Consider the following 24,472-nt stretch of genomic DNA (forward strand, 5'->3'; position numbering starts at 1 on the left):
TAATTTTTGTAATCAATTATTTTTATAATCGGTACATTATTAACATCTTTGCACATTGAAATAAATTTCACTGAATGAAAATTAAAATAATCAGAATATTATCAATTCTTGCATTCACTAATTGTATTTATGCACAGCAAACTTCTACTTCTGCCTATTCATCGATAGGATTAGGAGAAAGTAAAATTAATTCAGACTTAACCCTGTCCTCAATGGGAGGAATAGGTACCTCATACATTTCTGACTTTGCTAATGAAGCCAACTTTGCAAATCCAGCTGCTAATATGAATCTTCGTTTTACCAGCTTTAATCTGGGAGTTAATACAGATTATAATAAAGCGAAAACTTCAACGGAAAGCAGTGGACGATCGACGACTTACTTAGCCAACGTTTCAATTGCATTTCCTATAGGAGATAAATCCAGAGCCGGTTTAAGTCTACAACCCTACACCAACATGGGATATGACATGAACATTAATACTCAGACTACTTTAAACCAAAAATCAGTATTAAGTGGCCGGGGAGGTTTAAATTCATTCAGCGGATTTTATTCCTATAACATTACTGATGAATTAGCATTAGGTGCTAAAATAGGTTATGTTTGGGGAGAGCTTAAAAAAGAACAGGAAAATTCGGTTGAGGGCTCGACTCTTATTTCAGGAATATCCAATAAAAAACAATATGGTTTTTTCGATTACACTTTAGGAGCTGCCTACCTTAAAAAATTACCTAGTGATCATTTGTTAAAAATCGGTGCCACTTTTACCCTTGGTCATGATGTAAGCACCAGCGTTCACTATTTATATTCCAGTTACTACTACAACACTGACGGAGCTAAAACTTCCGTGGATACAATTCGATACACGCGAGGTGATCATGATACCAAGCTTCCTTCCTCTTTTTCATTAGGAGTTGCCTACGGGAAAGAGCAGAAATGGTCATTGGCAGCTGATTTCAAATATACCAATCAATCCAAGCTATCCATTCCTGAAGACATAAAAAATAACTTAGAATATAAAAATAAATACCGGGTTTCCTTAGGTGGCTGGATTTTACCTAATGTTAATGGTTTTAGGTCTTATTTTGAAAGAGTTATTTACAGATATGGTGTTTATTATGAAAATACCGGTATAGAGTTGTATAACAACACCATTAATCAGTATGGAGTTACAGCCGGTGTAGGTGTTCCATTAGGAAAAGCCGGAAGACAGGATCCTTCTTTACTGAATCTGGGAATAGAAGTAGGCCAACGCGGGACTACATCTAATGGATTAATCAAAGAGAACTTTTTTAACTTTAAAGTAGGATTCAACTTTGATGATCTTTGGTTTAGAAAAAGACAGTATGATTAAAAAATAAATCCTGCAATTACATAATAACATGAGAATCAGGTTGTTTTCTGCTTTTAATTTATTGCTTGCTGGCGTATTTTATATAGTTTCAGTATCCTGTTCCGATGATTCAACTAATAAACTGGGAAAAAAAAGCACTAATTTTGTCTCCCGTAAAATATTCAATGCGAAACTCATACTTTCGGATTCCATTTATACGACCATCACGTTGAGGGCTCCGGAAATTGAGGAGTACGAATATTCTGAAACCCCATATACTCTTTTTCCTAAAGGAGTTGATATGGATTTTTACGAAAAAGATAAAAGGCAACCCGGTCATTTAAAAGCAGATTATGCTAAAATTATTGAAAAAACCGGTTGGTATGAAGCCAGAAACAATGTGGTAATTATTAACTCAGATAATGACACTTTAAAAACAAATATTTTGTTTTGGGATAAAAACAACAGGAAAATATTTACTCACGATACGGTACGCATATATCGAGGTGATGGAGTTACTACTAATATTTCAACCCAAGGGATAGAAGCTTCTGAAGACTTTAAAAATTTTAAGCTTAAAAACAATTCAGGAACGCTCCCATACAATAATGATATGAAACAATAAATATTACAATGACTATCATTATAATATCCACCTTTTGTGTTTTCTTTTTTTCCGGTATGAAAGAGGCTTTTCTTAATTCCAACAGGATGCTTCTTGAATTAGAAAGAAAAAAAAATTCCTGGTTATCTAAGTTAAACGTTTACCTGGGCGATCATCCCAAACGTTATTTAGCAACACTTACAGCAGGATACATCATTTCTATAGTATTTTTAGGATATTTCTCTATTCTTCATTTGGGAGTTGGATCTTTCTTGATTAATAATTCTGAATATATCTCCCTTTTATTGACACTATTTTTAATTTTCAGCTTTTTATTAATACTAATTTTCGTTTCAAGAGTTATTTTCACTGCTTATTCTGATACACTTCTAAAAATTTTATCTCCTCCAGCTTTTCTATTTTACATAATTTTATCTCCATTAACGTTACTCTTATCCAGATTTCTGACTTTCTTCCTGATGACAACTGAGGAAAAAAACTCTGATACAGAAACTCCACTGGTTATAAAAGAAGAATTATCGTGTTTTATTGATGAAAAAATTGAAAATTCTTCTGATAAAGCTCACATTGATGCAGAAGTTCATTTTTTCAAAAATGCTTTGAAATTTTCAGATTTACAGGCCAGAGATTGTATGATTCACAGAAAAGAAATTATTGCCGTAAATGTGGAAGAAGAAATTGAAACACTCACTCAAGCATTTAATGAAAGTGGTTTTTCTAAAATTCTTATTTTCAGAAATGTGATAGACAATGTTATTGGATATGTTCATATATTTGATTTGTTTAAAATGCCTAAAAGCATCAAACACATACTATTGCCGATTGAAATTGTACATGAAACATCTTCCGTGCAGGAAATTATGAACCGTATGTTAAAAAAAAGCCGGACTATAGCGGTTGTTCTTGATGAATATGGAGGAACTTCGGGGCTTATAACTCTGGAAGATATTGTAGAGGAACTTTTCGGAAATATTGAAGATGAGCATGACAAATCAGATTGCACAGATAATCAAATTGATTCTCACCATTTTTGTTTTTCTGCCAAACTATCTATTGAGTATCTTAATCAAAAATATAATCTGAATTTACCGGAAAGTAACGAATATTCATCGTTGGGTGGTTTTCTTATCAGCTTAACAAGAAATATTCCGTTACAAGGAAGTGAAATTCAATTCGAAAATAAAACTTTCTCAATAACACAAGTTTCCAATTCTAAAATAGAAGAAGTATCTTTATCTCTTAATGCGAATTAAAATTGAAAAATTCGTTTTTTTTATAAAAAAATAACTGTTGCAAATAAAAAATATTTCAGTACCTTAGTACACTGAAATATTTATAATTGATTAATGCATAATGATTATGAAAAGAAACTATACTATTTTCTCATTATTAATAAGTTTTTCCATATTTGCCCAGAATAATAAGGTAAGACCTTCTTCGAGCGGGGACGTAGCTTTTAGAGAAGTAGACGGAAAAATAGAATTATTAGCGAGCAATTCACGTTCAGGTGTTCCTTCATCTTCTTCTTTTTCATCACCCAATGATGTCATTATGACTCAGGATGAATTAGGAAACAAATATTGGTATATTATTGACGGGACCATTGTAAAAAGCGAAATAGTTACCCGAACCGGTATCACTTCTTACGACAAAGAGAATTCTCAACCGGCAAAAGAAGCTCAATCATCCAGCGTACCTGAAAAAACTGTTATTTCTGATAGTAAAAAGACTGAATTAATTGAAGTTCCGGAAACAAAAGGGACTCAGGCTACAGATTCTCAAATAAAAATCATAACTACAGAAACTAAAAAAATTGAAGACGTACCTGTTCAAAAACAAATAGATAATCCTGTTGTTGATACTAAATCTTCGGATTCAGAAGGAAAAACCAAACAAATCATTATCGAAGAAATTGAAGAACCGGCTATTCAAACACAACCTGTCGAAACAAACCCTAAAGTAACTGAATCATCTGATAATCAATTGGACGAAACTATTCAGATTACCAAAGACGATGTTGGTAACACCTCAGATTTATTTGAAAAAAATTATGAGGATATGAGTAGAAAAGAAAAGAAGTTATACAAAAAGAACGAGAAAAAAATAATGAAACAACTTGAAAAAGAATTGAAAAATCAAAAAGATTCTGAATAAGTTGAATAAATAATCTAAAAAAATAACCCCTATTTACTACCAGTGAATAGGGGTTATTTTTTTAGCCTCCAATAACTGATTAGTCTGACTGAAAGGTTTAGAGCCAAAAAAGCCTCTGTGTGCAGATAATGGAGACGGATGTACCGATTTTATTATAAAGTGCTTATTTGTATCTATAAGATTTATTTTCTGCTGAGCGTAACTTCCCCACAGTACAAATACAATATTTTCTTTTTCATCTGAAATCTTTTCAATGACTGAATCCGTAAAAGTTTCCCAGCCCTTTTTTTGATGAGAGCCTGCTTCATGCGCCCTAACTGTTAAAGTAGCATTTAGTAAAAAAACCCCTTGTTCTGCCCAGGAAGTTAAATTCCCTGATTTTAAATCAATTTCTAAATCAGTTTTTAATTCGGACATTATATTTCTTAATGAAGGTGGAAAAGCAATTCCTTCTGGAACCGAAAAGCATAAGCCCATCGCCTGACCTACGCCATGATAGGGATCCTGTCCTAATATAACAACTTTTACCCGATTGAAAGGGGTAAGGTCAAAAGCTTTAAAAATATCTTTACCTTTAGGAAAGCAGGTATAAGTATTATATTCATTTTTAACAAATTCAATTAATGAAGTAAAATACGGTTTTTCAAATTCGGAAGCCAGAATTTTTTTCCATGAAGGTTCTATTTTTATATCCATACACTTTTATAAGCTAAAGTAAAACATATTTTTTTAAAAAAGTCAATTTATAGAATATGTATTGAAATTTAATAACTTAATCCTATCTTCTGATAGTAGTTCCTGCAAGTACTCTTGAATCTCGGCTACCGAATTGGAATCAAATTCTGTATATATATCTTCTCGGGTCCTTGGCTCAATACATATAAAATTTAAGAGTTCATTCAAAGATAATTTGGGTTTGTTTTTTTGTATGCAAACATCACATTTACCACAATCATGTTTAGCTCTTTCTCCGAAATATCCTAATATGAGCCTCATTCTGCAATGTTTTTTATTCAGAATAAAAAACTCAAGTTCCCTAAACTTATATAGCTTATTTTCCTGAATCTGGCGGAATTTATTCCAATAATCCTCTAAAATAAGTGTATCACTTCTGGGTATGAGGAAATATATTTTTTGCCTGTTTCCATCTACATAACTAATATCTCCCGTTAAATTGTATTTTATAAAGGTACTGTGAAGATGCTCGTAAGAAATCCCTAGTGTTTCAGATAATTTTTTTTCATTAATTTTAACCTGATATGAAAAAACACCGGTGATAATTCTGGCAATTTTTTCCATAAGAAATGAATCTTTACCAAATGAATGGTAATCTAATCTTTCAACAGGAAATTTCAACTGAATTAAACTATCGGATGTATCATACTTCCACTGCAAAACTCCGGAATTATTCAAATATTCCAAAACGGAAATAATTTTACTTTGAGAAAGCTCTGTTCTTTTCTGAAATTCCTGTAAATCAAAATCAAAAATATTTTCAGGCAATTCGTTAGGAGCTATACCGTAAAAGGAATACAGGTAACGGACAATCTTATTATAATCTGCACGTGTAGGTATTGAAGAAGTTAAAACCGATGAAATATCGGAAAATTCACTTTCTGACCAAAACAGGAAAGCAAAAGATAAATTCCCATCTCTACCTGCTCTACCCACTTCCTGGTAGTAATTTTCTAATGAATAAGGAGGAGAAAGATGGATAACTAGTCTTACATTTTCTTTATCAATTCCCATTCCGAAAGCATTAGTTGATATTAATACTTTTGAATCACTGCTCGTCCATTCTTTTTGTTTTTTCACTTTCTCGTGAGCAGGTAATCCAGCATGAAAAAAATCTACATCAAAACCTTTGCTTTTCAAAAGCTGAGATAAATTTCTGGTTTCATTACGCGTTCTGCAATAAATAATTCCTGAGCCTCTATATTTTTTTAATACCCTTTCAATCTGGCCAATTTTATCCTGAGTATTAACTATTTGCAAAGCCAGATTTTTTCTTTCGTATGACTTCTTATAAAGCTGTACATCTTTAAGATTCAACTTTTTAATAATTTCCCCTAAAACCTTTTCAGTAGCAGTAGCAGTTAATGCCATGCAAGGTGTCTGATAACCAATATATTTTCTAAAATCTTCAATTTGCTGATAAGAGGGTCTAAAATCATTTCCCCATTCCGAAATACAATGGGCCTCATCAACTGCCAAAAAAGAAATTTCAATATCCTTAACTATCTCAAGAAAAGTACGGTTTAGCAGTCTTTCGGGTGATACATATAATAATTTTAATTCTCCATTCCTTAAGCTTGTGAATGAAGCTGTCTGTTGTTCAGCCGTCTGATCTGAAGAAATGTAGGCGGCAGGAACTTTTCTTTTTTTTAATTGAAATACCTGATCTTTAATAAGTGCCAATAAAGGAGAAACTACTATACAGGTTCCCTGTCCCATCAGTGCCGGAACCTGGTAACAAATTGATTTCCCCGCCCCGGTCGGTAAAAGAGCTATGGTATCATTGCCTTCCAAAATACTTACAATAATTTCTTTTTGTGGATCTCTAAAATTCTGATATCCCCAATATAATTGTAATATTTTATTTGGCATTGAAAAATCCATCAAGGCAGACATTTAGTATTTACTCTCACAAATATATTAAAATCTTAACATTTACATTTTTTAAATTCATTTTTCTGTTAATTGATTACCTTATATTTTCGTAATTTCAGTTCAGGCTTCAATTCAAAAAATTGTCTAACACAATTATTCCCAAATAAAAAAATTATCTTTGCGTAACAAAATAATGAATTATTATACTTATTAATTATAGTATTAAAAAAACAGAAATAAACTGGTCATGAAAAATAAAGCTCTTAAGATTACTTTGCTAATTATTTTTTTGCTACTTTTAATCTACAGCCTATGGTATGTCATCAAAACCAATACCCAGGAAAATGCGGAGTATACAACTGAGACGCCAGTAATAACGACTATTGAGCAAAAAGCGATAGCTACCGGAAAAATAAATCCAAAAGAAAAAATTGATATAAAACCCAATATCTCCGGAATTATAAAAGAAGTATTTGTCAAAGAGGGTGATGAAATAAAAGTAGGAGAACTTATAGCCACTATAAGGGTAGTTCCTGTGGTAGCATCCGTCAATACGGCAATGCAATCAATTAATTCAGCTAAAATTCAGCTAAATAACCAACAAAGAATTTTTAACCGTCAAAAATTACTTTATAGTCAGGGAGTTATTTCTCAACAGGAATATGAAAGTTCGGAAACCGAGTATAAAATGGCTCAGCAAACTTTAAAACAAGCCCAACAGGAATATGAAATAGCCAGAACCGGTATTGCTCCCGGACTTGAAGATCTAGCCAGTATTCAAATTCGTTCCACAGCTAATGGTATTGCTCTTGAAGTACCTGTAGAAGTAGGAGACCAGGTAATTGAGGCTAATACTTTTAACGCAGGAACCACTATTGCGTCAGTAGCAGATACAAGTAAAATGATTTTTGAGGGAAAAGTTGATGAATCTGATGCTGGAAAAATGACAGAAGGAATGCCATTAAAAATTGTAATAGGCGCATTACGGGATAAAAGTATTGATGGTAAACTTTCTTTTATTTCTCCACAAGGAAAAGAAGAAAACGGGGCTGTTAAGTATGAAATCAAAGCCGATATTTTAAAACCTGAAAATGTTACCATCAGAGCAGGCTATAGCGCTAATGCTGAAGTAATATTAAATGAAAGAAAAAATATACTTGCTGTAAGAGAAGCTCTTATACAGTATGAAAATGATAAACCGTTTGTTGAAATTTTACAGCCTAATAATAAATTTAAAAAAGTTTTTATAAAACTTGGCCTTTCAGACGGTCTTTTTGTTGAGGTTCAGGGCATCAACAAAACCGATAAGATTAAAATATGGAATCCTAGCGAATCAGATACGGATAAAAACAATAATAATCAGCAAGAGTAATATTAAACAAAATATTTAAATCTCTATTCATAATCAGACAATGATCTCTGTTACTATAAATTTTCAGGCCATAGTTGTCAAAAATTTCACTTAGCCTTCTGGATAATTTATCCACTATAATTTAACTATTCTTGTATTATATTGAGTTTACTTATCAAATTTAGAATCTAATTATAAATGATGTATTTTTGTATTTATGATTTCTAAAGAAACTATAGATAAAATTTTCTCAACAGCCCGGGTTGAAGAAGTTATTTCCGATTTTGTAAATCTGAAAAAATCTGGAAGTAATTATAAAGGTTTAAGTCCTTTTGTTGATGAAAAATCACCTTCTTTTATGGTTTCGCCTGCTAAGCAAATATGGAAAGATTTTTCTTCAGGAAAAGGCGGAAATGTGGTAACCTTTATTATGGAGCAGGAGCATTATACCTATCCTGAAGCATTAAAATATTTAGCCAAAAAATATAACATTGAGATTGAAGATGATTTGGCAGAGCTTTCCGAAGATCAAAAGGAACTTCGGCTCAATAAAGAAAGTTTATACCAGTTATCCGAAGTAGCAAATGAATATTTTCAGGATCAACTTTGGAATTCGGAAGAAGGTCAAAACATTGCATTATCTTATTTTAATGAAAGGGAGTTAAGAGGAGAAATTATTAAATTATTTCAATTGGGATATTCTCCCAAAAATAAAAATTCGTTTTCACAATTTGCCTCAGATAAGGGATATAAAAAAGAAATTCTGGAACAATCAGGTCTTAGTATATTCAGAGAGGATTACACTCTGGGCATAGATCGATTTCGAGAGAGGGTTATCTTCCCTATTCACAGTTTTTCCGGAAGAGTTTTAGGTTTTGGTGGACGTATTTTACAAAATAATGCAAAAACTGCTAAATATCTTAATTCCCCGGAAAGTGAAATTTACCATAAAAGTAAAATATTATATGGTTTATTTCAGGCAAAATCGCATATAACTAAAGAAGACAATTGCTTTTTGGTAGAGGGATATATGGACGTAATCTCTCTTCATCAAAACGGGATAAAAAATGTAGTAGCATCTTCAGGAACTTCTTTAACCGTAGATCAGATACGATTAATTAAACGACTTACGGATAATATAACCATTTTATATGATGGAGATCCTGCCGGAATTAAAGCTTCGTTTCGAGGAATTGATATGATTCTGGAACAGAATATGAATGTTCGAGTTCTTCTCTTTCCGGACGGAGAAGATCCCGATAGTTTCTCACGTTCTCACACATCTGAAGAACTTTCTGAATTTTTTAAAGAAAATGTTAAAGATTTTATACAGTTTAAGACGGATGTATTATTAAAAGAAACTAAGGGAGATCCCATTAAAAAGGCAGGCCTTATCAGAGATATTGTTGGTAGTATAGCTTTGATTAAAAACCTTATCCAAAGAGAAATTTACGTTAAAGAATGTTCAAGGTTATTAGATATTTCAGAACAGGTTCTGTTTAGTGAACTTGCACAGATTACGCAACAAAACACTCAATCTCATACAAATGAGTTTCGAAAAGAGCTAAAACTTCAGCCTGTAGAATCTGCAAAAAAGGAAGAGGTTGATTTTACTTATAAAATCGAAGAAGACATTCTTGATTTAATGCTTTCTTTTGGGAATTATGAAATACTGATCAATTACATGGAAGATGAAGAACCTTATAAAACAACCATTATAGAGGAAATAGTTCAGCGTTTTCGTGAAGATGATATTCAGTTTTCCATAGATTTTTATAATAAAGTGTTTGCAGATATTGTTGAAGGAATAGAAAATAATGAATTACGAACAGGCGATTTTTTTGTTAAATCGGAAGACGAAGAATTTACAAGATTCGCAGCAGAAAAAATGTTAAAAAAACATTTCATTAGTGAAAACTGGCAGGTAAAGGAAATTTTTGTTCCTACACTGGAGCAAAATCTTTCCAAAAATACCAGAGATGTCGTTTTAAAATACAAAGCTCTGAAAATTCTCGAAATGAAAAAAAAATTGGCAGGAGAGCTTTCTGAAAGTGAACTCACAGAAGACAGAAGGGTTGATATATTTAAGCAGATTATGAATCTTGATAAGTTGCTGAAACAAATTCATGGATTGGAAAACCGAATCATCTGACAAAGTTCATATAAAGCTTAAATAAAATTAATTCTTGAGTTACAATTCTGTTAATATAAAAATCAATATATTTGCCACAGAAAAGAAAGTAAACTAAAAATAAAACTATGGGTATTAGTGCATTTTTTAGATTATTTCAACCGAAAGATAAAGTATTTTATAGTTTGTTTGAACAGGTTGCAGATAATTTAACCGCTATGTCGAAAGACATGGTGGAAGGAATGAAATCACCAGACACAATCACGGAAGCGTTCTACAAAAAAATGGAACACTATGAACATGAAAATGATAAATTAACACATAACATTTTTATTGAGTTAGGAAAAAACTTTATTACTCCTTTTGATAGAGAAGATATACATCAGCTAGCCTCTTCTTTGGATGATATTGCCGATTTCATATATGCTTCTTCCAAGTACACACTACTTTATAAGTCTCCTTACATCTCAGCTTACTCTACGTTTGCGAATCTTATAAATGACAGTACCTTGGAGCTTAAGAAAGCAATTTACAATATGCGTGATTTTAAAAAACCTAAAGAGGTTCTTGTCTCTTGTGTAGAAATCAATCGTATTGAAAATGTAGCAGATGATGTTTTCAGTAAGGAACTCAGTGCTTTATTTGAAAGTAAAAAAGATGTATTGGATATTATCAAGATAAAAAATGTTTTGGAATATTTAGAAGATGTTACCGACAAATGTGAAGAATCAGCTAACATTATCGAATCTATTTTAGTTAAATATTCTTAAGTATCTCCCATGACTTTACTTATTACTATCGTAGTATTAGCCTTAATATTCGATTATATTAACGGATTTCACGATGCGGCAAATTCAATTGCAACTATTGTTTCAACAAAAGTTTTAACTCCCTTTCAGGCAGTTCTTTGGGCAGCATTTTTTAACTTTGTTGCCTATTTTGTTTCCCTGCATATTATTGGAGAATTCAAAATAGGAAATACTATAGCTAAATCTGTGCACGAAAACTTTATTACACTTGAAGTAATTTTTTCTGGACTTGTAGCCGCTATCATCTGGAATTTATTTACCTGGTGGGCAGGGATTCCGTCTTCTTCTTCTCATACGCTTATTGGTGGCTTTATAGGAGCAGCTATTGCGCATATTGGAGGTTTCAGCGAAGCGGGTCAGGCCGTTATCAATTATCCGGTAGTTATTCCTATTATCCTGTTTATTTTCATAGCCCCTTTTGTAGGTATGGTTATGTCTTCCATAATTACTTTAATAATTATAAACATTTGCCGAAAGGCAAATCCTTTTAAAGCGGATCAATGGTTTAAAAGGCTTCAGCTGGTTTCTTCAGCCGCATTTAGCATAGGACATGGAGGGAACGATGCTCAAAAAGTAATGGGTATCATTGGTGCCGCATTTATTTTTTATGAAGTCAACGTGGTCCATGCCGCTGAATATGTTAATCTGTCTGCGACAGAACGCTTTCAACATTTTACTGCAGATTATTGGTGGGTACCCATCAGCAGTTTTATAGCTATCGCTTTAGGAACTATGTCCGGTGGCTGGAAAATTGTTAAAACTATGGGAACTCGTATTACTAAAGTTACTCCTTTGGAGGGTGTTGCAGCGGAAACTTCCGGAGCTATAACTTTATTTTTAAGTGAACACTTAGGCATCCCGGTAAGTACTACTCACACTATAACCGGCTCTATTATTGGAGTGGGATTGGTAAAAAGAGTTTCAGCAGTTCGCTGGGGAATTACTATAAAGTTATTGTGGGCTTGGGTCTTAACCATTCCAGTCAGTGCTGTATTAGCTATGATAGTATATTGGTTTGCAAGTCTTTTTATGTAATTACATTCTCTTAGATCTGAAAAAATCCTGTAGTAATTGTGAACATTCATCTTCAAGTATACCGAAAACATATTCTGTCTTAGGATGTAGTTGTATTCCCTGAGAAATAAATCCTCTTTTTTTATCTGAAGCTCCAGTAACTACCCGGCTGATTTGGGACCAGTATAATGCACCGGCACACATGACACAAGGTTCCAGAGTTACGTATAAAGTACAGCCGTGCAAATATTTTGCTCCCAAATAATTACTTGCCGAAGTTATCGCCTGCATTTCTGCGTGTGCAGTTACATCTGTAAGAATTTCACTTAAATTATGTGTTTTAGCCAGTATTTTATTATTTGCTACAATAACCGCTCCTACAGGAACTTCATCTTTTTCATAAGCTTCTTTTGCTTGCTGTAAAGCAATTTTCATATAATACTCATCCGTAAACATCTTTATGATTTTTTCTCTTGCTTTTTATTAACTTCATCCTCTGCCGGTTCATTTAGTAGGTGTCCGCAACGTTTACAATAAATGGCATCAATTTCATGATTTTCAGCCATACAGTAACGACATATCTGCGTATTCATGAGAGAGTTTTTATTCCGTCTGTATTCTACGGAAATTAAACCCGCCGGCACGGAAATAATAGAGTAACCTAAAATCATTATCCCTGAGGCAATAATTTTTCCTAATATTGTAACAGGCGCAACATCTCCGTACCCAACTGTAGTTAAAGTAACTATTGCCCAGTACATAGATTGCGGAATGCTTGAAAAGCTTTCCCGATTGTGCCCTCCTTCGATCACATACATTAATGCGCCTAATATCAGGGTGGTAATTAATATAAAATACAGAAACACAAAAATTTTTCTTTTACTGTTACGCAAAGAAATAAGAATCATGTTACTTTCGTCTACATAATTTCCTAATTTTAAAACTCTGAAAATTCTTAACAATCTTAAAATACGTATAATTGCTAGATAGTGAGATTGTATAAAAATAATGCTAAGGTATGTAGGCACAATGGATAATAAATCTATAATTCCATAAAAGCTAACCACATATTTTTTAGGATTTTTAACACTAATAAGCCTTAAGGCATATTCAATAGTAAAGGATATTGTCACCCACCAGTCCAGAATATAAAGCCAGAAACCAATTTTGTTATTTATCCCTCTTACACTTTCTAACATGATAATCAGTGTACTTAATGTGATAAAAAACAAAAGAAGTACATCAAATATTTTTCCTTTGTATGTGTCTGATTCAAAAATAATTTCATGAAGTTCAAATTTCCATTTGGCACTTCCCATTCTTTGTTTTGAATTAGATCCTTCGAAAAAAAATTTTATTCTTTTAAAAAATTTCATCACAAATCGGAATTATTATAATCAGTTCTGAATAAATTTATTATTTTTCATATTAAATAATAACAAATATAAAAATAAAATAATGTATACTTGGAAATATTCCTTATTTTTGTCTGATTGATGGTGATTTTGCTCATAATTTACATTATTTAGATAAAAACTTAAATACTGTCTAAATAAATTTCATATATTTGCAAAATAAGAACAAATTAATTTAACAAACAATAAATTTACTTCATCATGAAAGAAAAATTTTATATAGACGACACAGACAAACGCATTTTACAGTACTTGTCTATTAACACAAGAATGCCATTTACAGAAATCGCAAAAAAAATGGATGTTTCTGCGGGTACAATTCACGTAAGAGTTAAAAAAATGGAAGATGCAGGAGTTATTAAAGGAACTTCCTTAAACATTGATTATTCCATTTTAGGATATGGTTTTATTGCCTATGTTGGTATATTATTAACCAAATCAAGCAAAACTCAAAGTGTTCTTGAAAAACTTGCATTAATTCCAAATGTAACAACTGCTAATGTAATTTCAGGAAAATATAACATTTATTGTAAAATAAATGCTAAAGATGCTGAAGATGCTAAAAATGTTATTTACAAAATAGATGATATAGATGACGTTTTAAGAACTGAAAGTATGATTTCTCTTGAAGAGAACATCAACGATCAGAACAGATTAATGGACGCTCTATTCAAATAAAATTATGTCACCCGAAGAAAAAGAAATCTATTTTAATGTAGCTATTTCAACCTCTTTGGTTTTATTCGGGTTTGACGGGGAAAAACTACGTGTTTTACTCAGAAAGAAAAAAAACGACCCTTTTCTTGGAGCAATGCTTCTTCCTGCCATATATGTAAAAGCAGATGAAAGCATTGATTCCAAGGTTAAGGAGTTGTTATATTCTCACACAAACGAAGAAAAAATATACATTGAACAGCTAAAGGCTTTTGCTAAAGTTTTTAGAAATCCTTTAGGAAGAGTCATCAATGTTGCCTATTACGGCACTGTCAAACTGGATGAAAAGCTATTAGAGCATTCCAAAAGCAGGAAAGAAGAATGGATAGAATACTCTAAAATTCCCGATCTGGCTTTCGATCATAACGAAATTATTGAATATGCTAAAGAACGCTTAAAACGAAGGGTTAAAAGAAGACCTATAGGCTTCTATTTATTACCTGAACACTTTACCATTTCTCAACTTCAGAAATTATATGAAACTGCACTCAACCGGGAAATGGATAAACGAAACTTTAGAAAAAAAATATTCAACTCTCAATTAATTATAGAAACGGATCTAACTGACAATTCAGGTTCAAGAAAATCTGCCAAATTATTTAAGTTTGATGAAGAAAAATATGAAAAACTAAGCCTTAAAGGTTATGATTTTTTATTTTAAAACACTTAGACCTCCTGTTTTTAACTTTTATTGACAATTTATTTAAAATTTAATGTTCCTGTTTCGATTAAATATTTTTTTTACCTTTACTTTGCCTAAGGGTAGTAAAATAAAGAATAGTTATGAGCAGTGATGAAGAAATTTTTGGTAAACGTCCAAAAGAATATTTTGAAGTAAAAAATAAAAAATCTGTTGGATTTTTATTATCTTCCCTTTACATGGGCTTTATGGGAAGCATACCCATTCTTCTGGGTATATTAGGATTTATGAAAATATATTTCCCCGGAGCTCCTCAATGGTTTTTTGTTTCAAATATTATTTTTGGTATTTTAATGATCATTGGCTCCTACGGAACCTACAATTTTAAAAAAAACGGAATCTATTTATTTACCGCTTCTTTAATTATTGATATTCTTTTTCATCTTTCATTAGGTTTGGAAGAACTGGATGCCATACACGGGTTATATTTCTTTATCGGATTTGCTTTAGTACCAATTATTCCCCGATGGAAATTTTTTAAATAATTTTAATTTATGAACATTGAAAAATTGAAGTATCCGATTGGAAAGTTTAAAAAATCCCAAAATTTAACAGCTGAAGATCTATCAATATTGATTCAAAAAATAGAATCTTTACCCAAAAGATTGTTAATAGAAGTATCTGACTTGTCAGAAAAACAGTTAGATACTCCTTATAGAGAGGACGGATGGAGTATACGGCAAGTAATTCATCATCTGGCAGACAGTCACATGAATTCTTTTATTCGTATTAAGCTGGCTTTAACAGAAGAATTACCTACAATCAAGCCTTATAAAGAGGAACTATGGGCTGTACTGGACGACTCATTAAATGCTCCTATTCGACCATCTTTACAAATACTTGAAGGTGTACATCAAAGATGGGTAATACTACTCAATAAAATGTCTCCGGCCGAAATGAAAAAGGTTTTCAAACATCCTGACTTTGACGAGCCTGTTAAGATCGAAGATGCTATAGAGATGTATTCCTGGCATGGAGAACATCATCTTGCCCATATAATGACATTGAAAAATTTTAAAAACTGGAATTAATTCACCTGCTATTATAAATAAATTAAGAAATTCATGAGAATAGATATCATCAGTGCTGTTCCTGACATAATGAAAAGCCCCTTGCAGGAATCGATTATGAAGAGGGCTCAGGATAAGAAAGTAGTTGAAATTCACTTTCATAATCTAAGGGATTATGGTAAAGGCAATTATAGACAAATTGACGATACTCAATATGGAGGTGGTGCAGGCATGGTGATGATGGTGGAACCTATAGATAAATGTATTTCGCAATTACAATCAGAGAGAGTTTACGATGAAGTTATTTATATGACTCCTGATGGAGATACCTTAAATCAAAAAACCTGTAATCATTTATCCTTAAAAGAAAATATCATTATTTTATGTGGACATTATAAAGGGGTAGATCAAAGGGTAAGAGATTTATTTGTTACCCGTGAAATATCTATAGGTGATTATGTCCTGAGTGGTGGAGAATTGGGAGCCTGTGTCTTAGTTGATGCTATTGTTCGCCTGTTACCTGGTGTTCTTAATGATGAAACCTCTGCCCTTTATGATTCTTTTCAGGATAATTTATTAGCACCCCCTGTATATACCAAACCAGAAGAATATAAAGGAATAAAAGTTCCTGAGATTTTATTAAGTGGTAATTTTCCTAAAATTGAGGAATGGAGACATGAAATGTCCATAAAACATACACAGGAAAAAAGACCTGATTTATTTAATGAATAGCTCTAAAAATATGACAAATGGATGAAATTATAAATAAAGTAGAAAAAAGCGGTTTAATTACTTTTGATTTAGAAGATTATTATCCTAAAGAATCCCGGCATGTATTTGATTTAAAAATCTATTTATATGAAGAATTAATTTTAAGAGAAAAAGATTTTCGAAAATCTTTAAATGAACTTGATTGGACCCAATATCAGAATTCCTATGTAGCTGTACATTGCTCTTCAGATGCTATTGTACCCTCATGGGCATATTTACTTGTGGCCAGTTATTTAACCGGATATGCTAAAATGATTTCTTTTGGTACCTTACAAGATCTGGAAAGGGATATATATACCGAAATTATTCAAAGTATAAATGCAAATGATTATATAGATAAGAAAGTAATTGTAAAAGGTTGTTCAAATAAGCCTGTCCCTCAAAATGCATATTTACAAATCATTCAAAAACTAAAGCCTGTAGTTTCTTCTCTTATGTTTGGCGAGGCCTGTAGTACAGTTCCTATATATAAAAAGAAGAAAACTGAATCCTAATTAAGTTTGAGTTTTTGAAATTTGAGAATAATAATGGGCGCCAGCAATAAATATACCGGCTGTTTCCGTCCTGAGCCTATTTTCTCCTAAGCTTACTCCTCCTACGCCAGATTCGTATAAATCAGATATCTCTTTTTTTGAAAAGTCTCCTTCTGGACCTATCATAAAAGTAATGGCATCAGATATACCTAGAACTTCATGTATTGGGCTTTTTTCATATTCTTTATAACAATGGGCTACCCATATTTTACCTTTAGATTCTGTATGAACGAAATCTTTAAACGCTGTCAACGGATTCAATATTGGAAAAAAACGCTGCAAAGATTGTTTACAAGCACTTTCTAACTGTTTCTCTAATCTCTCTAGTTTAAGCGTTTTTCTTTCCGAATTAGCACATAGTAACGGCGTAATTTCTGTAACTCCCAACTCAACTGCTTTTTCTAAAAAAAATTCAAACCGATCAATATTTTTAGTGGGAGCTATAGCTATGTGTAAATTAGTTTTAGACTTTTCTGTATCCGGATAAATTTCAATAATTTCAACTTCAGTTTTTTTTCCTGAAATCATCAAAGTTCCTTTCGCTAATTTACCTGCTCCATCTGTAACATAGATTTCCTCTCCACTACTCATTCGAAGGACTTTAACAATATGATGAGCTTCATCTTCTCTAATCTCAACGTTATCTTTAAAAATACTACCTATAAACAACTTCATTAAAACTATAATTTACTATTGGTTAACAAAGATAAATAGAAATATGAAATTTTTTTATGTGTCAAAAATAAAAATAGCTCTTAAATTTTAAGAGCTATTTTACCAGTATACTTAATTATTATCATGAACGCTTAACCTACTGCTTCATAACATTACCTTTTGTATCAAAGTATATATTTCTGTGCCGTATGTTCCCATAATGATTATTAAATACAATACCTACGTCATAGGTAGTAACTCCACGCTCCACTTTCTTTTTAGTTCCAAGAATGGTTGCATTAGGATAGTTAGTTTTAATATAATCCTTTGCAAATGAAGGAGTATCTTTTATATGTAATTCTTCTTTAGAAGAGATAAGCTTGCCATTAGACTCTAATTCTAATTCAACTTCTCTACCCTCTACTTCAAATTCTACTTTGTAATAATAAAAAGTATTGTCTTTATCTTTATATTTCCATTCTTTATCTACAGCGTTAGGATAATTTTTAGTTACGTAATCCTTTACTGCTTTCGGAACCTGACTTTCATCGATGTCTTTAGCTAACAAAATTAAAGAAAACATCAAAAAGCTTAATAAGCTAAATACTATTTTTTTCATAACTCTACGATTTTAAATTTTTCTTATTATAATGACAAAATTAATATTCAATTCTGAAGCTATTCTGTAGCAAATAATGCATCCTAAAAAATTTACTTTTAAATTTAATATAATAAAAAAAGGCAAGTTAAATTTACTTGCCCTATATTAAAACTTTTAAATTAGTAATTGTTTATAGCAACCCTAACTCAAATTTAGCTTCTTCACTCATCATGTCTTTATCCCATGTAGGTTCAAAGGTTATTTTAACCTCTGCTTTAGTAATTTCATCAATTGATTCAATTTTTTCTTCAACCTCTAATGGCAAAGTTTCTGCAACCGGACAATTGGGAGTTGTTAAAGTCATTAAAATCTCAGCTTTACCCTCCGTACTTATTTGTACATCATAAATTAAGCCTAACTCATAAATATCAACAGGAATTTCCGGGTCGTAAACAGTTTTTAACTTTTCAACTATTTTTTCTGCTAATGCCTGTATTTGTTCTTCTGTTAGAGACATAATGTATTAATTAACAATATTCTTCAAAAGCGTGTTGTAAATTCTCAGCTATCATTTCAGCAGAATGTCCTTCAATATGGTGTCTTTCTAAAAAATGAACAAGTTCACCATCTTTAAACAGTGCTATAGATGGGGAAGAAGGAGGAAACGGAACTAAATGCTCTCTAGCAGTTTTAACAGCATCTACATCAAACCCTGCAAAAGTAGTAACTAGATGATCCGGTTTTTTTCCAGAGCCTTCAACAGATAATACTACACCTGGACGTGCAGCACCAGCGGCACATCCACAAACAGAATTAATGATCAGCAAAGTGGTCCCTGATTGTTTTAATGCGTTTGAAACTTTTTCTGCTGTATTTAAGTCTTCAAATCCTTTATTTGTTAATTGTGCCTTCATCGGCAATACCATTTCTTCTGGGTACATAATATCCTATTGTTTTATATATTTATACAAAAATAATTATTGTTTGTCATTCATACAAATACTCTATATCTTTGACAAACTATAATGCTTTACTTAAGCTCAAAAATAATACTGATAATTATTTTTTTAATCAATATTCGTTATAGTATTATTAGTTTTTATGAATCAGAAATATACGAAAAACGAACATTTAAAAGGTGAAAAACAAATAAAATATTTATTTGAAAAAGGTTTATGGGCAAGCAAATTTCCACTTAAAATAATTTACACACCACAATTGCAACCAGATAACCTTCATAAAGCCGGTGTTTCCGTTTCAAAAAGAAATTTCAAACATTCCGTTGATCGAAACTATATTAAAAGACTTTTAAGGGAGTGTTACAGGTTAAATAAAAATAAAATATATACTCTTTTCCCTCAGGCTCATTTGCTAATGATCATATATACGGGAAAGGATAAACCTACGTTTAAAGAATTAGAAAAAAATTACATTAAACTCTTAGAAAAAATCAGCTCTCTTAATAAAAACTAATGAATCTATTTTATTTTTTAGATAATACCCTCAATTGTTTAATAATAAATACTACTAGAATTCCTAAAACAGCTACTAATCCGGAATATAAAAATTTATCATTTGGCTCATGGGTCAAATTTAACTTATAGTTAATAAGACTTGCATTAAAAACCACAACGGCTAAAAAAACTATAAGGGCTATATTTAGAAAATTTTTCATTTTACTCATTTTTACAAATATAAGAAAGTTTTATAATCCATAATTTTAATTAATCGTTCCAATTAATGAAGCAATGTTTGCTGTAAAAAGCTTAATCGATATCGCTAATAATATAACTCCAAATATTTTTTTCATTACAGAAATAATTCCGGGCCCGAGTATTTGTTCCAATTTTCCGCTATATTTCAAAACTAAATAAACGACTAACATATTTAAGATAATCGCAAGAATTATATTTTCTGTGTGATATTCTGCCTTCAAAGCTAGTACAGCTGTAAGGGAACCTGCTCCGGCAATTAAAGGAAATGCAAGAGGGACAATAGATGCAGATTGTGGCTCATCCATTTTATTAATCTCAATTCCAAGTATCATTTCCAATGCGATTACAAAAAGAACGAAAGCTCCAGCTACTGCAAAGGAATAAACATCTATTCCGATTATTTTAAGTAATTTTTCGCCAATAAATAAGAATCCTATAAGAATACCACAGGCTACCAAAGACGTTTTTCTGGCTTGCAGGTATCCTACCTTCCCTTTAATTGTCACGATTATAGGTATGCTTCCTATTATATCTATAATAGCAAATAACACCATAAAGCAACTTACAATTTCTTTAATAGAAATGTTTGATAGCATTTTTTAATATTTATTCAACAAAGTTAATTAAATTTGAAAAAATAATAAAAATACGAATTAACCACTTTTATTAACTCACAAAAACAAATCTAATTTAATTTTTTTATTAAGTCTTCAATTTTCAGATAAACGGAATGTAACGAATCCTGATCTGTTAAATTTGAGTATTGTTCAATCTGGGATTTCAACAATAAATTTTTACATTCTTCTGCAAACTCATCTCCAAATTTATTGATTAACTTTTCTTCAATATCTACAGAAGTAATAAATTGTTGTTGTTCAATACCTAAATTCTGGTAAATTGCAGCCTGTATTATTGATTCTGCTAAAGAATAAAATGCTTTTTTATCATCGCCTTTCTCTGCTATTTTTTTTAACTGAAATAACTCGGCTTCAAAATTTTTCTTATCTGAAGGAGGTGGTGATAATTTGTTAATTTTATGAACTGAAGTTTTATCTATTTCATTTACAGTATTCACATTTTTTTTAATCCTTTTTTTCTTTTTATATAAAATAAAAAATAAAAATCCACTTAATAATACTACTCCTGCAACAATCAATAGAACAGCACTTTTTTCGGTTTTTACCGGTTTCCCTTCCAAAACTTCAGAAATAGTTTCTTTAACATGTAAATCTGGAATATACGATTTTAATTTGCCGGAGTCTCTGGATTTAATATTTGTTTCAATACTATCAGATTTCACATTTTTAAGAGTATCTTCTCTGACTTTAAAAACTACTGGTTCTGCTGAAATAGTTTTAAATTGCTCTTCCTTCGGATCAAAAAAAGTAAATGGTTTGACTTTAATTGAGAAACTCCCGCTCTTTTGAGGTACAAGAACTGTCGACATGACTATTTTCCCTACAACACCATCGGTTCCTGGTAAAGTTTCCATTTTATTCTTTGGACTATACTGCTCTATATTTTTAGGAATTATCAATTCTGGAGATTTCAATAATCCTATATTTCCTTTACCGGTAATTTCAACCGTAACGGTGGCTGCTTCAGATAAGTTTAAACTTTCTTTATTAGAATGTGCCTTTATTTTATAATTTCCTACAACTCCGTAAAATCCCTCCGGAGCATTGTCCGGTATTTTCTTAACCTGAAGTGTCACCGGAGCTGATTTTATATAAATTTCCTGTTCATCGAAAAAACCTTCTGCAACAGTTAAAGTCAAAGTAAATGGATATATGGTTAATGTTCCCGGTTTTGATGGAAAAATCACATAGGAACCTATAACTCTTGACAGATAAGCCTCACCATTAATAATTTCCTGTTCATAAGTGTTATTTCTTTCTTTGATAGGCTGTACAAATAATCCCTGAAAATTAGGAGGTGATAAATTACTCAAACTATTAATCAAATCGACTTTTTTTGTATAAAATTTCAGCTTACCTGTAATACCTTCATTCTGGAAAGGATTTCGATCTGAAACTTTAAACGCGAGAAAAGCATCTCCCATGCCCAACATATTAATTCGATCTTCCTGAATATCTGTTCGCTCTTCTTGTACCGAAATACTTAACGGTTTTGATGTATAAGTCTTTCCATTAACTGTTACAGATGCAGCTCCGATTTTTATACTTCCCGGTTTAATTGCTCTTAAAGTGATTTCTTCACCATAAAGAAGTATCATTTCATCATTTTCGTACCCTTGTTTTTGAATCACATTTCTGGCTACAACCTGGGAATTGGAAAAATTAGGCAGCTTAATAGTAGAGACAGAGTTAGCAGACGATTTACTTTTAATACTTAATATAAACTGAACGTGAATAGGTTCGTTAAGTATTACCTCTTTTTTTTGAGGAACAGCTTGAAACGTTACCTGAGCTCCCAGCCAGTATATTCCAAAAAAAATATTACAAAATAATAAAAATCCCTTCATTACCAATCTTTTCCTCTTGAATCCCCTGACGGAGGAATTCTTTTATTAATTATTTTTTGCTGAGCCCTTCTTTCTTGTTCTTTCATTGCTCCCAAAATACCTTCGTAATACTGCTCTTGCATTGAACCTGAAACATTCTCTTGTTCTCTGGAGTTAGAATTTTTAATTCCTTCGCGCCCTTCCTGGTTTCCTACTCCCTGACCCGACTGATTATCTCCCTGCCCTCCTGACTGACCTTGTTGACCTTCTTTATTTTCTTGTGGGGATTGTGATTTTTTATCTTCAGAATTATCAGGATTTTGATCCTTTTCCCCATCTTTATTTTCATTCTGATTATTAGAATCAGAATTATTATTTTTTTGTTGCTGTTTTTCCTGTTCTTTTAATTTCTCTTTTGTCACAGCATAATTATATCTTGCTTTATCGTCCCTGGGGTTAAGTTTCAATGCTTTTTTGAATGATTCTGCTGCTTTTTTATAATCCTTCTTTTTAAAATATCCATTTCCTGCATTGAAATAAGCCTGAGACTTTTCCAATTTTCCGGATGCAAATTTAATTGATTTTTCAAATTGAGATATAGCATCAGAGTATTTTTTCTGCCGATACATGGCATTTCCTAAATTAAAATTAGATTTGTAGGAATCGCCTCCTTCCTGAATGGCTCTAAGGTAGTTTGCAGCAGCTTCATCATATGACTGCACAACATAATTTTTATTCCCTTCAATTAAATATTTCCTTGCCTTACCCTGAGAAAACAAGATGTAAGGAAACAATAAAAAGATAAAACCTGCTATATTTATTCTCAGATACATTTTAACAAATTTACAAAGTTTATACGTTAAAATCTCGCTTATAGTTTGTTAAAGAAATAATAATTAACAGTAGTAATGCTATTCCTATAAAAAACTGAAAGTATTGCTTTGAATCATATGTATAGCTAAGAGACTGCTCTTTTTTACTCAGTTTTGACATTTCATCAAATATTTCTTTCGTAATTTGTTCTGATGGTCCTCCTCCGTAAAAGTAAGCGCCTTTTGTCTCAAAAGCTAAATTTTTTAATGACGTATCTACTAATCGGGTTAATACAACATTTCCTTCTTCATCTTTTTTATAACTGGTATACTCACTACCATCCTGTACTGGAATAGGAGCTCCCTGTGGTGTCCCGATTCCAACAGAAAAAATAGTTATATCATTTTTATTCGCTGTATTTACTGCTTTATTTACTTCTCCTTTATGAGTTTCACCATCTGAAACCAAGATTATTGCTTTTGATGTATTGGCTATATTGGAAAGCATATTTGAAGCTTCCAGTACCGCATCTGCTATATTGGTTCCCTGAGCCGAAATTAAATTAGTATCAACTCCACTCAAATATAATTCCGCTGCACCGTAATCGTTAGATAATGGCATTACAGAATATGCCTGACCTGCAAAAATTACGATTCCGACCCTGTCTCCTCCCAATTTGGTTATTAAATCGCTGACAATTTTTTTTGCTTTTTCCATTCTTGAAGGAATTACATCTTCCGCATTCATAGAATTAGAAACATCTATGACAAATACCATATCTATACCTTCTCTTTTTACCTGTTTTTTTTCCATTCCTCCCAGCCAGTTAACCAGACCAAGTACTATCATAAAAAAGGAAATAATTACCAATATATTATCTCGTATAAAAGCAGAAAAATTAATGTTTCCAAAAATACGTTTTTGCATTTCCGAATCAGCAAATTTATTTACAGCTGATTTTTTCCACTTATATAGGTATAAAACTCTCCATATAAGAAAGGGGAGCAATAAAAGCAGGTATAAATAGGATGTTTTTTCTAGTTCCCAGTTCATAATT

At 31.7% G+C, this 24,472-nt stretch carries 28 protein-coding genes; 15 read left to right on the forward strand and 13 right to left on the reverse strand.

Features of this window, described 5'->3' with window-relative positions:
- Window positions 1–74 precede the first annotated feature (74 nt).
- The 4 genes from EQ921_RS11740 (at window position 75) to EQ921_RS11755 (ending at window position 4,110) form a co-directional block, all read left to right on the forward strand.
- Entirely contained in the window at window positions 75–1,352 is a 1,278-nt protein-coding gene (locus EQ921_RS11740) for an aromatic hydrocarbon degradation protein (protein ID WP_128149705.1), read from the forward strand.
- A 28-nt stretch (window positions 1,353–1,380) separates the two neighbouring features.
- Window positions 1,381–1,956 carry an LPS export ABC transporter periplasmic protein LptC gene (gene lptC, locus EQ921_RS11745; protein WP_128331793.1) on the forward strand — a complete coding sequence of 192 codons (576 nt, stop codon included), beginning with the start codon at window positions 1,381–1,383 and terminating at the stop codon, window positions 1,954–1,956.
- An 8-nt stretch (window positions 1,957–1,964) separates the two neighbouring features.
- Complete coding sequence (locus tag EQ921_RS11750; RefSeq protein WP_128331794.1) at window positions 1,965–3,209, forward strand: hemolysin family protein; 1,245 nt, start codon at window positions 1,965–1,967, stop codon at window positions 3,207–3,209.
- Between the two features lie 106 nt (window positions 3,210–3,315).
- Window positions 3,316–4,110 carry a hypothetical protein gene (locus EQ921_RS11755; RefSeq protein ID WP_128331795.1) on the forward strand — a complete coding sequence of 265 codons (795 nt, stop codon included), beginning with the start codon at window positions 3,316–3,318 and terminating at the stop codon, window positions 4,108–4,110.
- 36 nt (window positions 4,111–4,146) lie between these two features.
- Here the strand turns inward: EQ921_RS11755 and EQ921_RS11760 are convergent, their stop codons facing one another.
- Entirely contained in the window at window positions 4,147–4,806 is a 660-nt protein-coding gene (locus EQ921_RS11760) for a uracil-DNA glycosylase (protein WP_128149713.1), read from the reverse strand.
- A 42-nt stretch (window positions 4,807–4,848) separates the two neighbouring features.
- Complete coding sequence (locus EQ921_RS11765; protein WP_164875633.1) at window positions 4,849–6,729, reverse strand: ATP-dependent DNA helicase RecQ; 1,881 nt, start codon at window positions 6,727–6,729, stop codon at window positions 4,849–4,851.
- Window positions 6,730–6,967: 238 nt separating this feature from the next.
- Between EQ921_RS11765 and EQ921_RS11770 the strand changes: the two genes are divergently transcribed.
- The 4 genes from EQ921_RS11770 (at window position 6,968) to EQ921_RS11785 (ending at window position 12,046) form a co-directional block, all read left to right on the forward strand.
- A complete protein-coding gene (locus EQ921_RS11770) occupies window positions 6,968–8,092 on the forward strand; it encodes an efflux RND transporter periplasmic adaptor subunit (RefSeq protein WP_128149717.1) in 1,125 nt (374 codons plus the stop codon).
- 196 nt (window positions 8,093–8,288) lie between these two features.
- Entirely contained in the window at window positions 8,289–10,223 is a 1,935-nt protein-coding gene (dnaG, locus tag EQ921_RS11775; RefSeq protein WP_128331797.1) for a DNA primase, read from the forward strand.
- A gap of 107 nt (window positions 10,224–10,330) precedes the next feature.
- Window positions 10,331–10,972: a DUF47 domain-containing protein gene (locus EQ921_RS11780; protein WP_128331798.1), complete on the forward strand. Its 642-nt coding sequence runs from the start codon at window positions 10,331–10,333 to the stop codon at window positions 10,970–10,972.
- 9 nt (window positions 10,973–10,981) lie between these two features.
- The gene (locus EQ921_RS11785) at window positions 10,982–12,046 is read left to right on the forward strand and encodes an inorganic phosphate transporter (RefSeq protein WP_128331799.1); all 1,065 of its coding nucleotides are present in this window, start codon (window positions 10,982–10,984) and stop codon (window positions 12,044–12,046) included.
- Here the strand turns inward: EQ921_RS11785 and EQ921_RS11790 are convergent, their stop codons facing one another.
- Window positions 12,047–12,481 carry a nucleoside deaminase gene (locus EQ921_RS11790; protein ID WP_128331800.1) on the reverse strand — a complete coding sequence of 145 codons (435 nt, stop codon included), beginning with the start codon at window positions 12,479–12,481 and terminating at the stop codon, window positions 12,047–12,049.
- A 2-nt stretch (window positions 12,482–12,483) separates the two neighbouring features.
- Window positions 12,484–13,401 carry an ion transporter gene (locus tag EQ921_RS11795; protein WP_228427700.1) on the reverse strand — a complete coding sequence of 306 codons (918 nt, stop codon included), beginning with the start codon at window positions 13,399–13,401 and terminating at the stop codon, window positions 12,484–12,486.
- A 240-nt stretch (window positions 13,402–13,641) separates the two neighbouring features.
- Between EQ921_RS11795 and EQ921_RS11800 the strand changes: the two genes are divergently transcribed.
- From EQ921_RS11800 to EQ921_RS11825, 6 genes are all read left to right on the forward strand, one after another.
- Window positions 13,642–14,118, forward strand: coding sequence for an Lrp/AsnC family transcriptional regulator (locus EQ921_RS11800; protein WP_128149727.1), 477 nt, complete (start codon window positions 13,642–13,644; stop codon window positions 14,116–14,118).
- Between the two features lie 4 nt (window positions 14,119–14,122).
- On the forward strand, window positions 14,123–14,815 hold the full coding sequence (locus EQ921_RS11805; protein WP_128331801.1) for an NUDIX hydrolase: 693 nt from the start codon (window positions 14,123–14,125) through the stop codon (window positions 14,813–14,815).
- Between the two features lie 122 nt (window positions 14,816–14,937).
- Entirely contained in the window at window positions 14,938–15,339 is a 402-nt protein-coding gene (locus EQ921_RS11810) for a hypothetical protein (protein ID WP_128331802.1), read from the forward strand.
- Window positions 15,340–15,348: 9 nt separating this feature from the next.
- Window positions 15,349–15,885, forward strand: a complete 537-nt coding sequence (locus tag EQ921_RS11815; protein ID WP_128331803.1) for a YfiT family bacillithiol transferase — start codon at window positions 15,349–15,351, stop codon at window positions 15,883–15,885.
- A gap of 33 nt (window positions 15,886–15,918) precedes the next feature.
- Window positions 15,919–16,596 carry a tRNA (guanosine(37)-N1)-methyltransferase TrmD gene (gene trmD, locus EQ921_RS11820; RefSeq protein ID WP_128331804.1) on the forward strand — a complete coding sequence of 226 codons (678 nt, stop codon included), beginning with the start codon at window positions 15,919–15,921 and terminating at the stop codon, window positions 16,594–16,596.
- 17 nt (window positions 16,597–16,613) lie between these two features.
- Window positions 16,614–17,129, forward strand: a complete 516-nt coding sequence (locus EQ921_RS11825) for a DUF2480 family protein (protein ID WP_128149737.1) — start codon at window positions 16,614–16,616, stop codon at window positions 17,127–17,129.
- On the opposite strand, the gene EQ921_RS11830 is transcribed toward EQ921_RS11825, so the two are convergent.
- From EQ921_RS11830 to EQ921_RS11845, 4 genes are all read right to left on the reverse strand, one after another.
- On the reverse strand, window positions 17,130–17,843 hold the full coding sequence (locus EQ921_RS11830) for a 16S rRNA (uracil(1498)-N(3))-methyltransferase (protein WP_128331805.1): 714 nt from the start codon (window positions 17,841–17,843) through the stop codon (window positions 17,130–17,132).
- 136 nt (window positions 17,844–17,979) lie between these two features.
- On the reverse strand, window positions 17,980–18,441 hold the full coding sequence (locus EQ921_RS11835) for a PepSY-like domain-containing protein (protein WP_128331806.1): 462 nt from the start codon (window positions 18,439–18,441) through the stop codon (window positions 17,980–17,982).
- A gap of 172 nt (window positions 18,442–18,613) precedes the next feature.
- Window positions 18,614–18,940, reverse strand: a complete 327-nt coding sequence (locus EQ921_RS11840) for an iron-sulfur cluster assembly protein (RefSeq protein ID WP_128149743.1) — start codon at window positions 18,938–18,940, stop codon at window positions 18,614–18,616.
- A 10-nt stretch (window positions 18,941–18,950) separates the two neighbouring features.
- Entirely contained in the window at window positions 18,951–19,364 is a 414-nt protein-coding gene (locus EQ921_RS11845) for a BrxA/BrxB family bacilliredoxin (RefSeq protein ID WP_128149745.1), read from the reverse strand.
- Window positions 19,365–19,524: 160 nt separating this feature from the next.
- Here EQ921_RS11845 and rnpA point away from each other — a divergent pair, with 160 nt between their 5' ends.
- Window positions 19,525–19,896, forward strand: a complete 372-nt coding sequence (gene rnpA / locus EQ921_RS11850; RefSeq protein WP_128149747.1) for a ribonuclease P protein component — start codon at window positions 19,525–19,527, stop codon at window positions 19,894–19,896.
- 10 nt (window positions 19,897–19,906) lie between these two features.
- Here the strand turns inward: rnpA and EQ921_RS11855 are convergent, their stop codons facing one another.
- From EQ921_RS11855 to EQ921_RS11875, 5 genes are all read right to left on the reverse strand, one after another.
- Window positions 19,907–20,098 (reverse strand): hypothetical protein, encoded by a 192-nt coding sequence (locus tag EQ921_RS11855; RefSeq protein ID WP_128149749.1) that lies wholly within the window; start codon window positions 20,096–20,098, stop codon window positions 19,907–19,909.
- A 45-nt stretch (window positions 20,099–20,143) separates the two neighbouring features.
- Complete coding sequence (locus tag EQ921_RS11860) at window positions 20,144–20,734, reverse strand: MarC family protein (protein ID WP_128331807.1); 591 nt, start codon at window positions 20,732–20,734, stop codon at window positions 20,144–20,146.
- An 89-nt stretch (window positions 20,735–20,823) separates the two neighbouring features.
- The gene (locus tag EQ921_RS11865) at window positions 20,824–22,623 is read right to left on the reverse strand and encodes a BatD family protein (protein WP_128331808.1); all 1,800 of its coding nucleotides are present in this window, start codon (window positions 22,621–22,623) and stop codon (window positions 20,824–20,826) included.
- Window positions 22,623–23,435 carry a tetratricopeptide repeat protein gene (locus EQ921_RS11870; RefSeq protein WP_128149755.1) on the reverse strand — a complete coding sequence of 271 codons (813 nt, stop codon included), beginning with the start codon at window positions 23,433–23,435 and terminating at the stop codon, window positions 22,623–22,625. Before EQ921_RS11870 ends, EQ921_RS11865 begins: the two co-directional genes overlap by 1 nt.
- 19 nt (window positions 23,436–23,454) lie before the next feature.
- Complete coding sequence (locus tag EQ921_RS11875) at window positions 23,455–24,468, reverse strand: VWA domain-containing protein (RefSeq protein WP_128331809.1); 1,014 nt, start codon at window positions 24,466–24,468, stop codon at window positions 23,455–23,457.
- Between the last annotated feature and the right edge of the window lie 4 nt (window positions 24,469–24,472).

The organism is Apibacter sp. HY039 (genome assembly GCF_004023655.1).
GTDB lineage: Bacteria > Bacteroidota > Bacteroidia > Flavobacteriales > Weeksellaceae > Apibacter > Apibacter raozihei.

What these genes read in the sequence shown, in the direction of transcription:
- EQ921_RS11785 (WP_128331799.1), top strand. Translation starts at nt 10,982, where the DNA reads ATGACTTTACTTATTACTATCGTAGTATTAGCCTTAATATTCGATTAT.
- EQ921_RS11740 (WP_128149705.1), top strand. Translation starts at nt 75, where the DNA reads ATGAAAATTAAAATAATCAGAATATTATCAATTCTTGCATTCACTAAT.
- EQ921_RS11795 (WP_228427700.1), bottom strand. Translation starts at nt 13,401, where the DNA reads ATGAAATTTTTTAAAAGAATAAAATTTTTTTTCGAAGGATCTAATTCA.
- EQ921_RS11805 (WP_128331801.1), top strand. Translation starts at nt 14,123, where the DNA reads ATGTCACCCGAAGAAAAAGAAATCTATTTTAATGTAGCTATTTCAACC.
- EQ921_RS11770 (WP_128149717.1), top strand. Translation starts at nt 6,968, where the DNA reads ATGAAAAATAAAGCTCTTAAGATTACTTTGCTAATTATTTTTTTGCTA.
- lptC (WP_128331793.1), top strand. Translation starts at nt 1,381, where the DNA reads ATGAGAATCAGGTTGTTTTCTGCTTTTAATTTATTGCTTGCTGGCGTA.
- dnaG (WP_128331797.1), top strand. Translation starts at nt 8,289, where the DNA reads ATGATTTCTAAAGAAACTATAGATAAAATTTTCTCAACAGCCCGGGTT.
- EQ921_RS11825 (WP_128149737.1), top strand. Translation starts at nt 16,614, where the DNA reads ATGGATGAAATTATAAATAAAGTAGAAAAAAGCGGTTTAATTACTTTT.
- EQ921_RS11790 (WP_128331800.1), bottom strand. Translation starts at nt 12,481, where the DNA reads ATGTTTACGGATGAGTATTATATGAAAATTGCTTTACAGCAAGCAAAA.
- EQ921_RS11855 (WP_128149749.1), bottom strand. Translation starts at nt 20,098, where the DNA reads ATGAAAAATTTTCTAAATATAGCCCTTATAGTTTTTTTAGCCGTTGTG.
- EQ921_RS11755 (WP_128331795.1), top strand. Translation starts at nt 3,316, where the DNA reads ATGAAAAGAAACTATACTATTTTCTCATTATTAATAAGTTTTTCCATA.
- EQ921_RS11760 (WP_128149713.1), bottom strand. Translation starts at nt 4,806, where the DNA reads ATGGATATAAAAATAGAACCTTCATGGAAAAAAATTCTGGCTTCCGAA.
- EQ921_RS11865 (WP_128331808.1), bottom strand. Translation starts at nt 22,623, where the DNA reads ATGAAGGGATTTTTATTATTTTGTAATATTTTTTTTGGAATATACTGG.
- EQ921_RS11840 (WP_128149743.1), bottom strand. Translation starts at nt 18,940, where the DNA reads ATGTCTCTAACAGAAGAACAAATACAGGCATTAGCAGAAAAAATAGTT.
- EQ921_RS11875 (WP_128331809.1), bottom strand. Translation starts at nt 24,468, where the DNA reads ATGAACTGGGAACTAGAAAAAACATCCTATTTATACCTGCTTTTATTG.
- EQ921_RS11765 (WP_164875633.1), bottom strand. Translation starts at nt 6,729, where the DNA reads ATGGATTTTTCAATGCCAAATAAAATATTACAATTATATTGGGGATAT.
- rnpA (WP_128149747.1), top strand. Translation starts at nt 19,525, where the DNA reads ATGAATCAGAAATATACGAAAAACGAACATTTAAAAGGTGAAAAACAA.
- EQ921_RS11780 (WP_128331798.1), top strand. Translation starts at nt 10,331, where the DNA reads ATGGGTATTAGTGCATTTTTTAGATTATTTCAACCGAAAGATAAAGTA.
- EQ921_RS11870 (WP_128149755.1), bottom strand. Translation starts at nt 23,435, where the DNA reads ATGTATCTGAGAATAAATATAGCAGGTTTTATCTTTTTATTGTTTCCT.
- EQ921_RS11835 (WP_128331806.1), bottom strand. Translation starts at nt 18,441, where the DNA reads ATGAAAAAAATAGTATTTAGCTTATTAAGCTTTTTGATGTTTTCTTTA.
- EQ921_RS11810 (WP_128331802.1), top strand. Translation starts at nt 14,938, where the DNA reads ATGAGCAGTGATGAAGAAATTTTTGGTAAACGTCCAAAAGAATATTTT.
- EQ921_RS11860 (WP_128331807.1), bottom strand. Translation starts at nt 20,734, where the DNA reads ATGCTATCAAACATTTCTATTAAAGAAATTGTAAGTTGCTTTATGGTG.
- EQ921_RS11750 (WP_128331794.1), top strand. Translation starts at nt 1,965, where the DNA reads ATGACTATCATTATAATATCCACCTTTTGTGTTTTCTTTTTTTCCGGT.
- EQ921_RS11845 (WP_128149745.1), bottom strand. Translation starts at nt 19,364, where the DNA reads ATGTACCCAGAAGAAATGGTATTGCCGATGAAGGCACAATTAACAAAT.
- EQ921_RS11830 (WP_128331805.1), bottom strand. Translation starts at nt 17,843, where the DNA reads ATGAAGTTGTTTATAGGTAGTATTTTTAAAGATAACGTTGAGATTAGA.
- EQ921_RS11800 (WP_128149727.1), top strand. Translation starts at nt 13,642, where the DNA reads ATGAAAGAAAAATTTTATATAGACGACACAGACAAACGCATTTTACAG.
- trmD (WP_128331804.1), top strand. Translation starts at nt 15,919, where the DNA reads ATGAGAATAGATATCATCAGTGCTGTTCCTGACATAATGAAAAGCCCC.
- EQ921_RS11815 (WP_128331803.1), top strand. Translation starts at nt 15,349, where the DNA reads ATGAACATTGAAAAATTGAAGTATCCGATTGGAAAGTTTAAAAAATCC.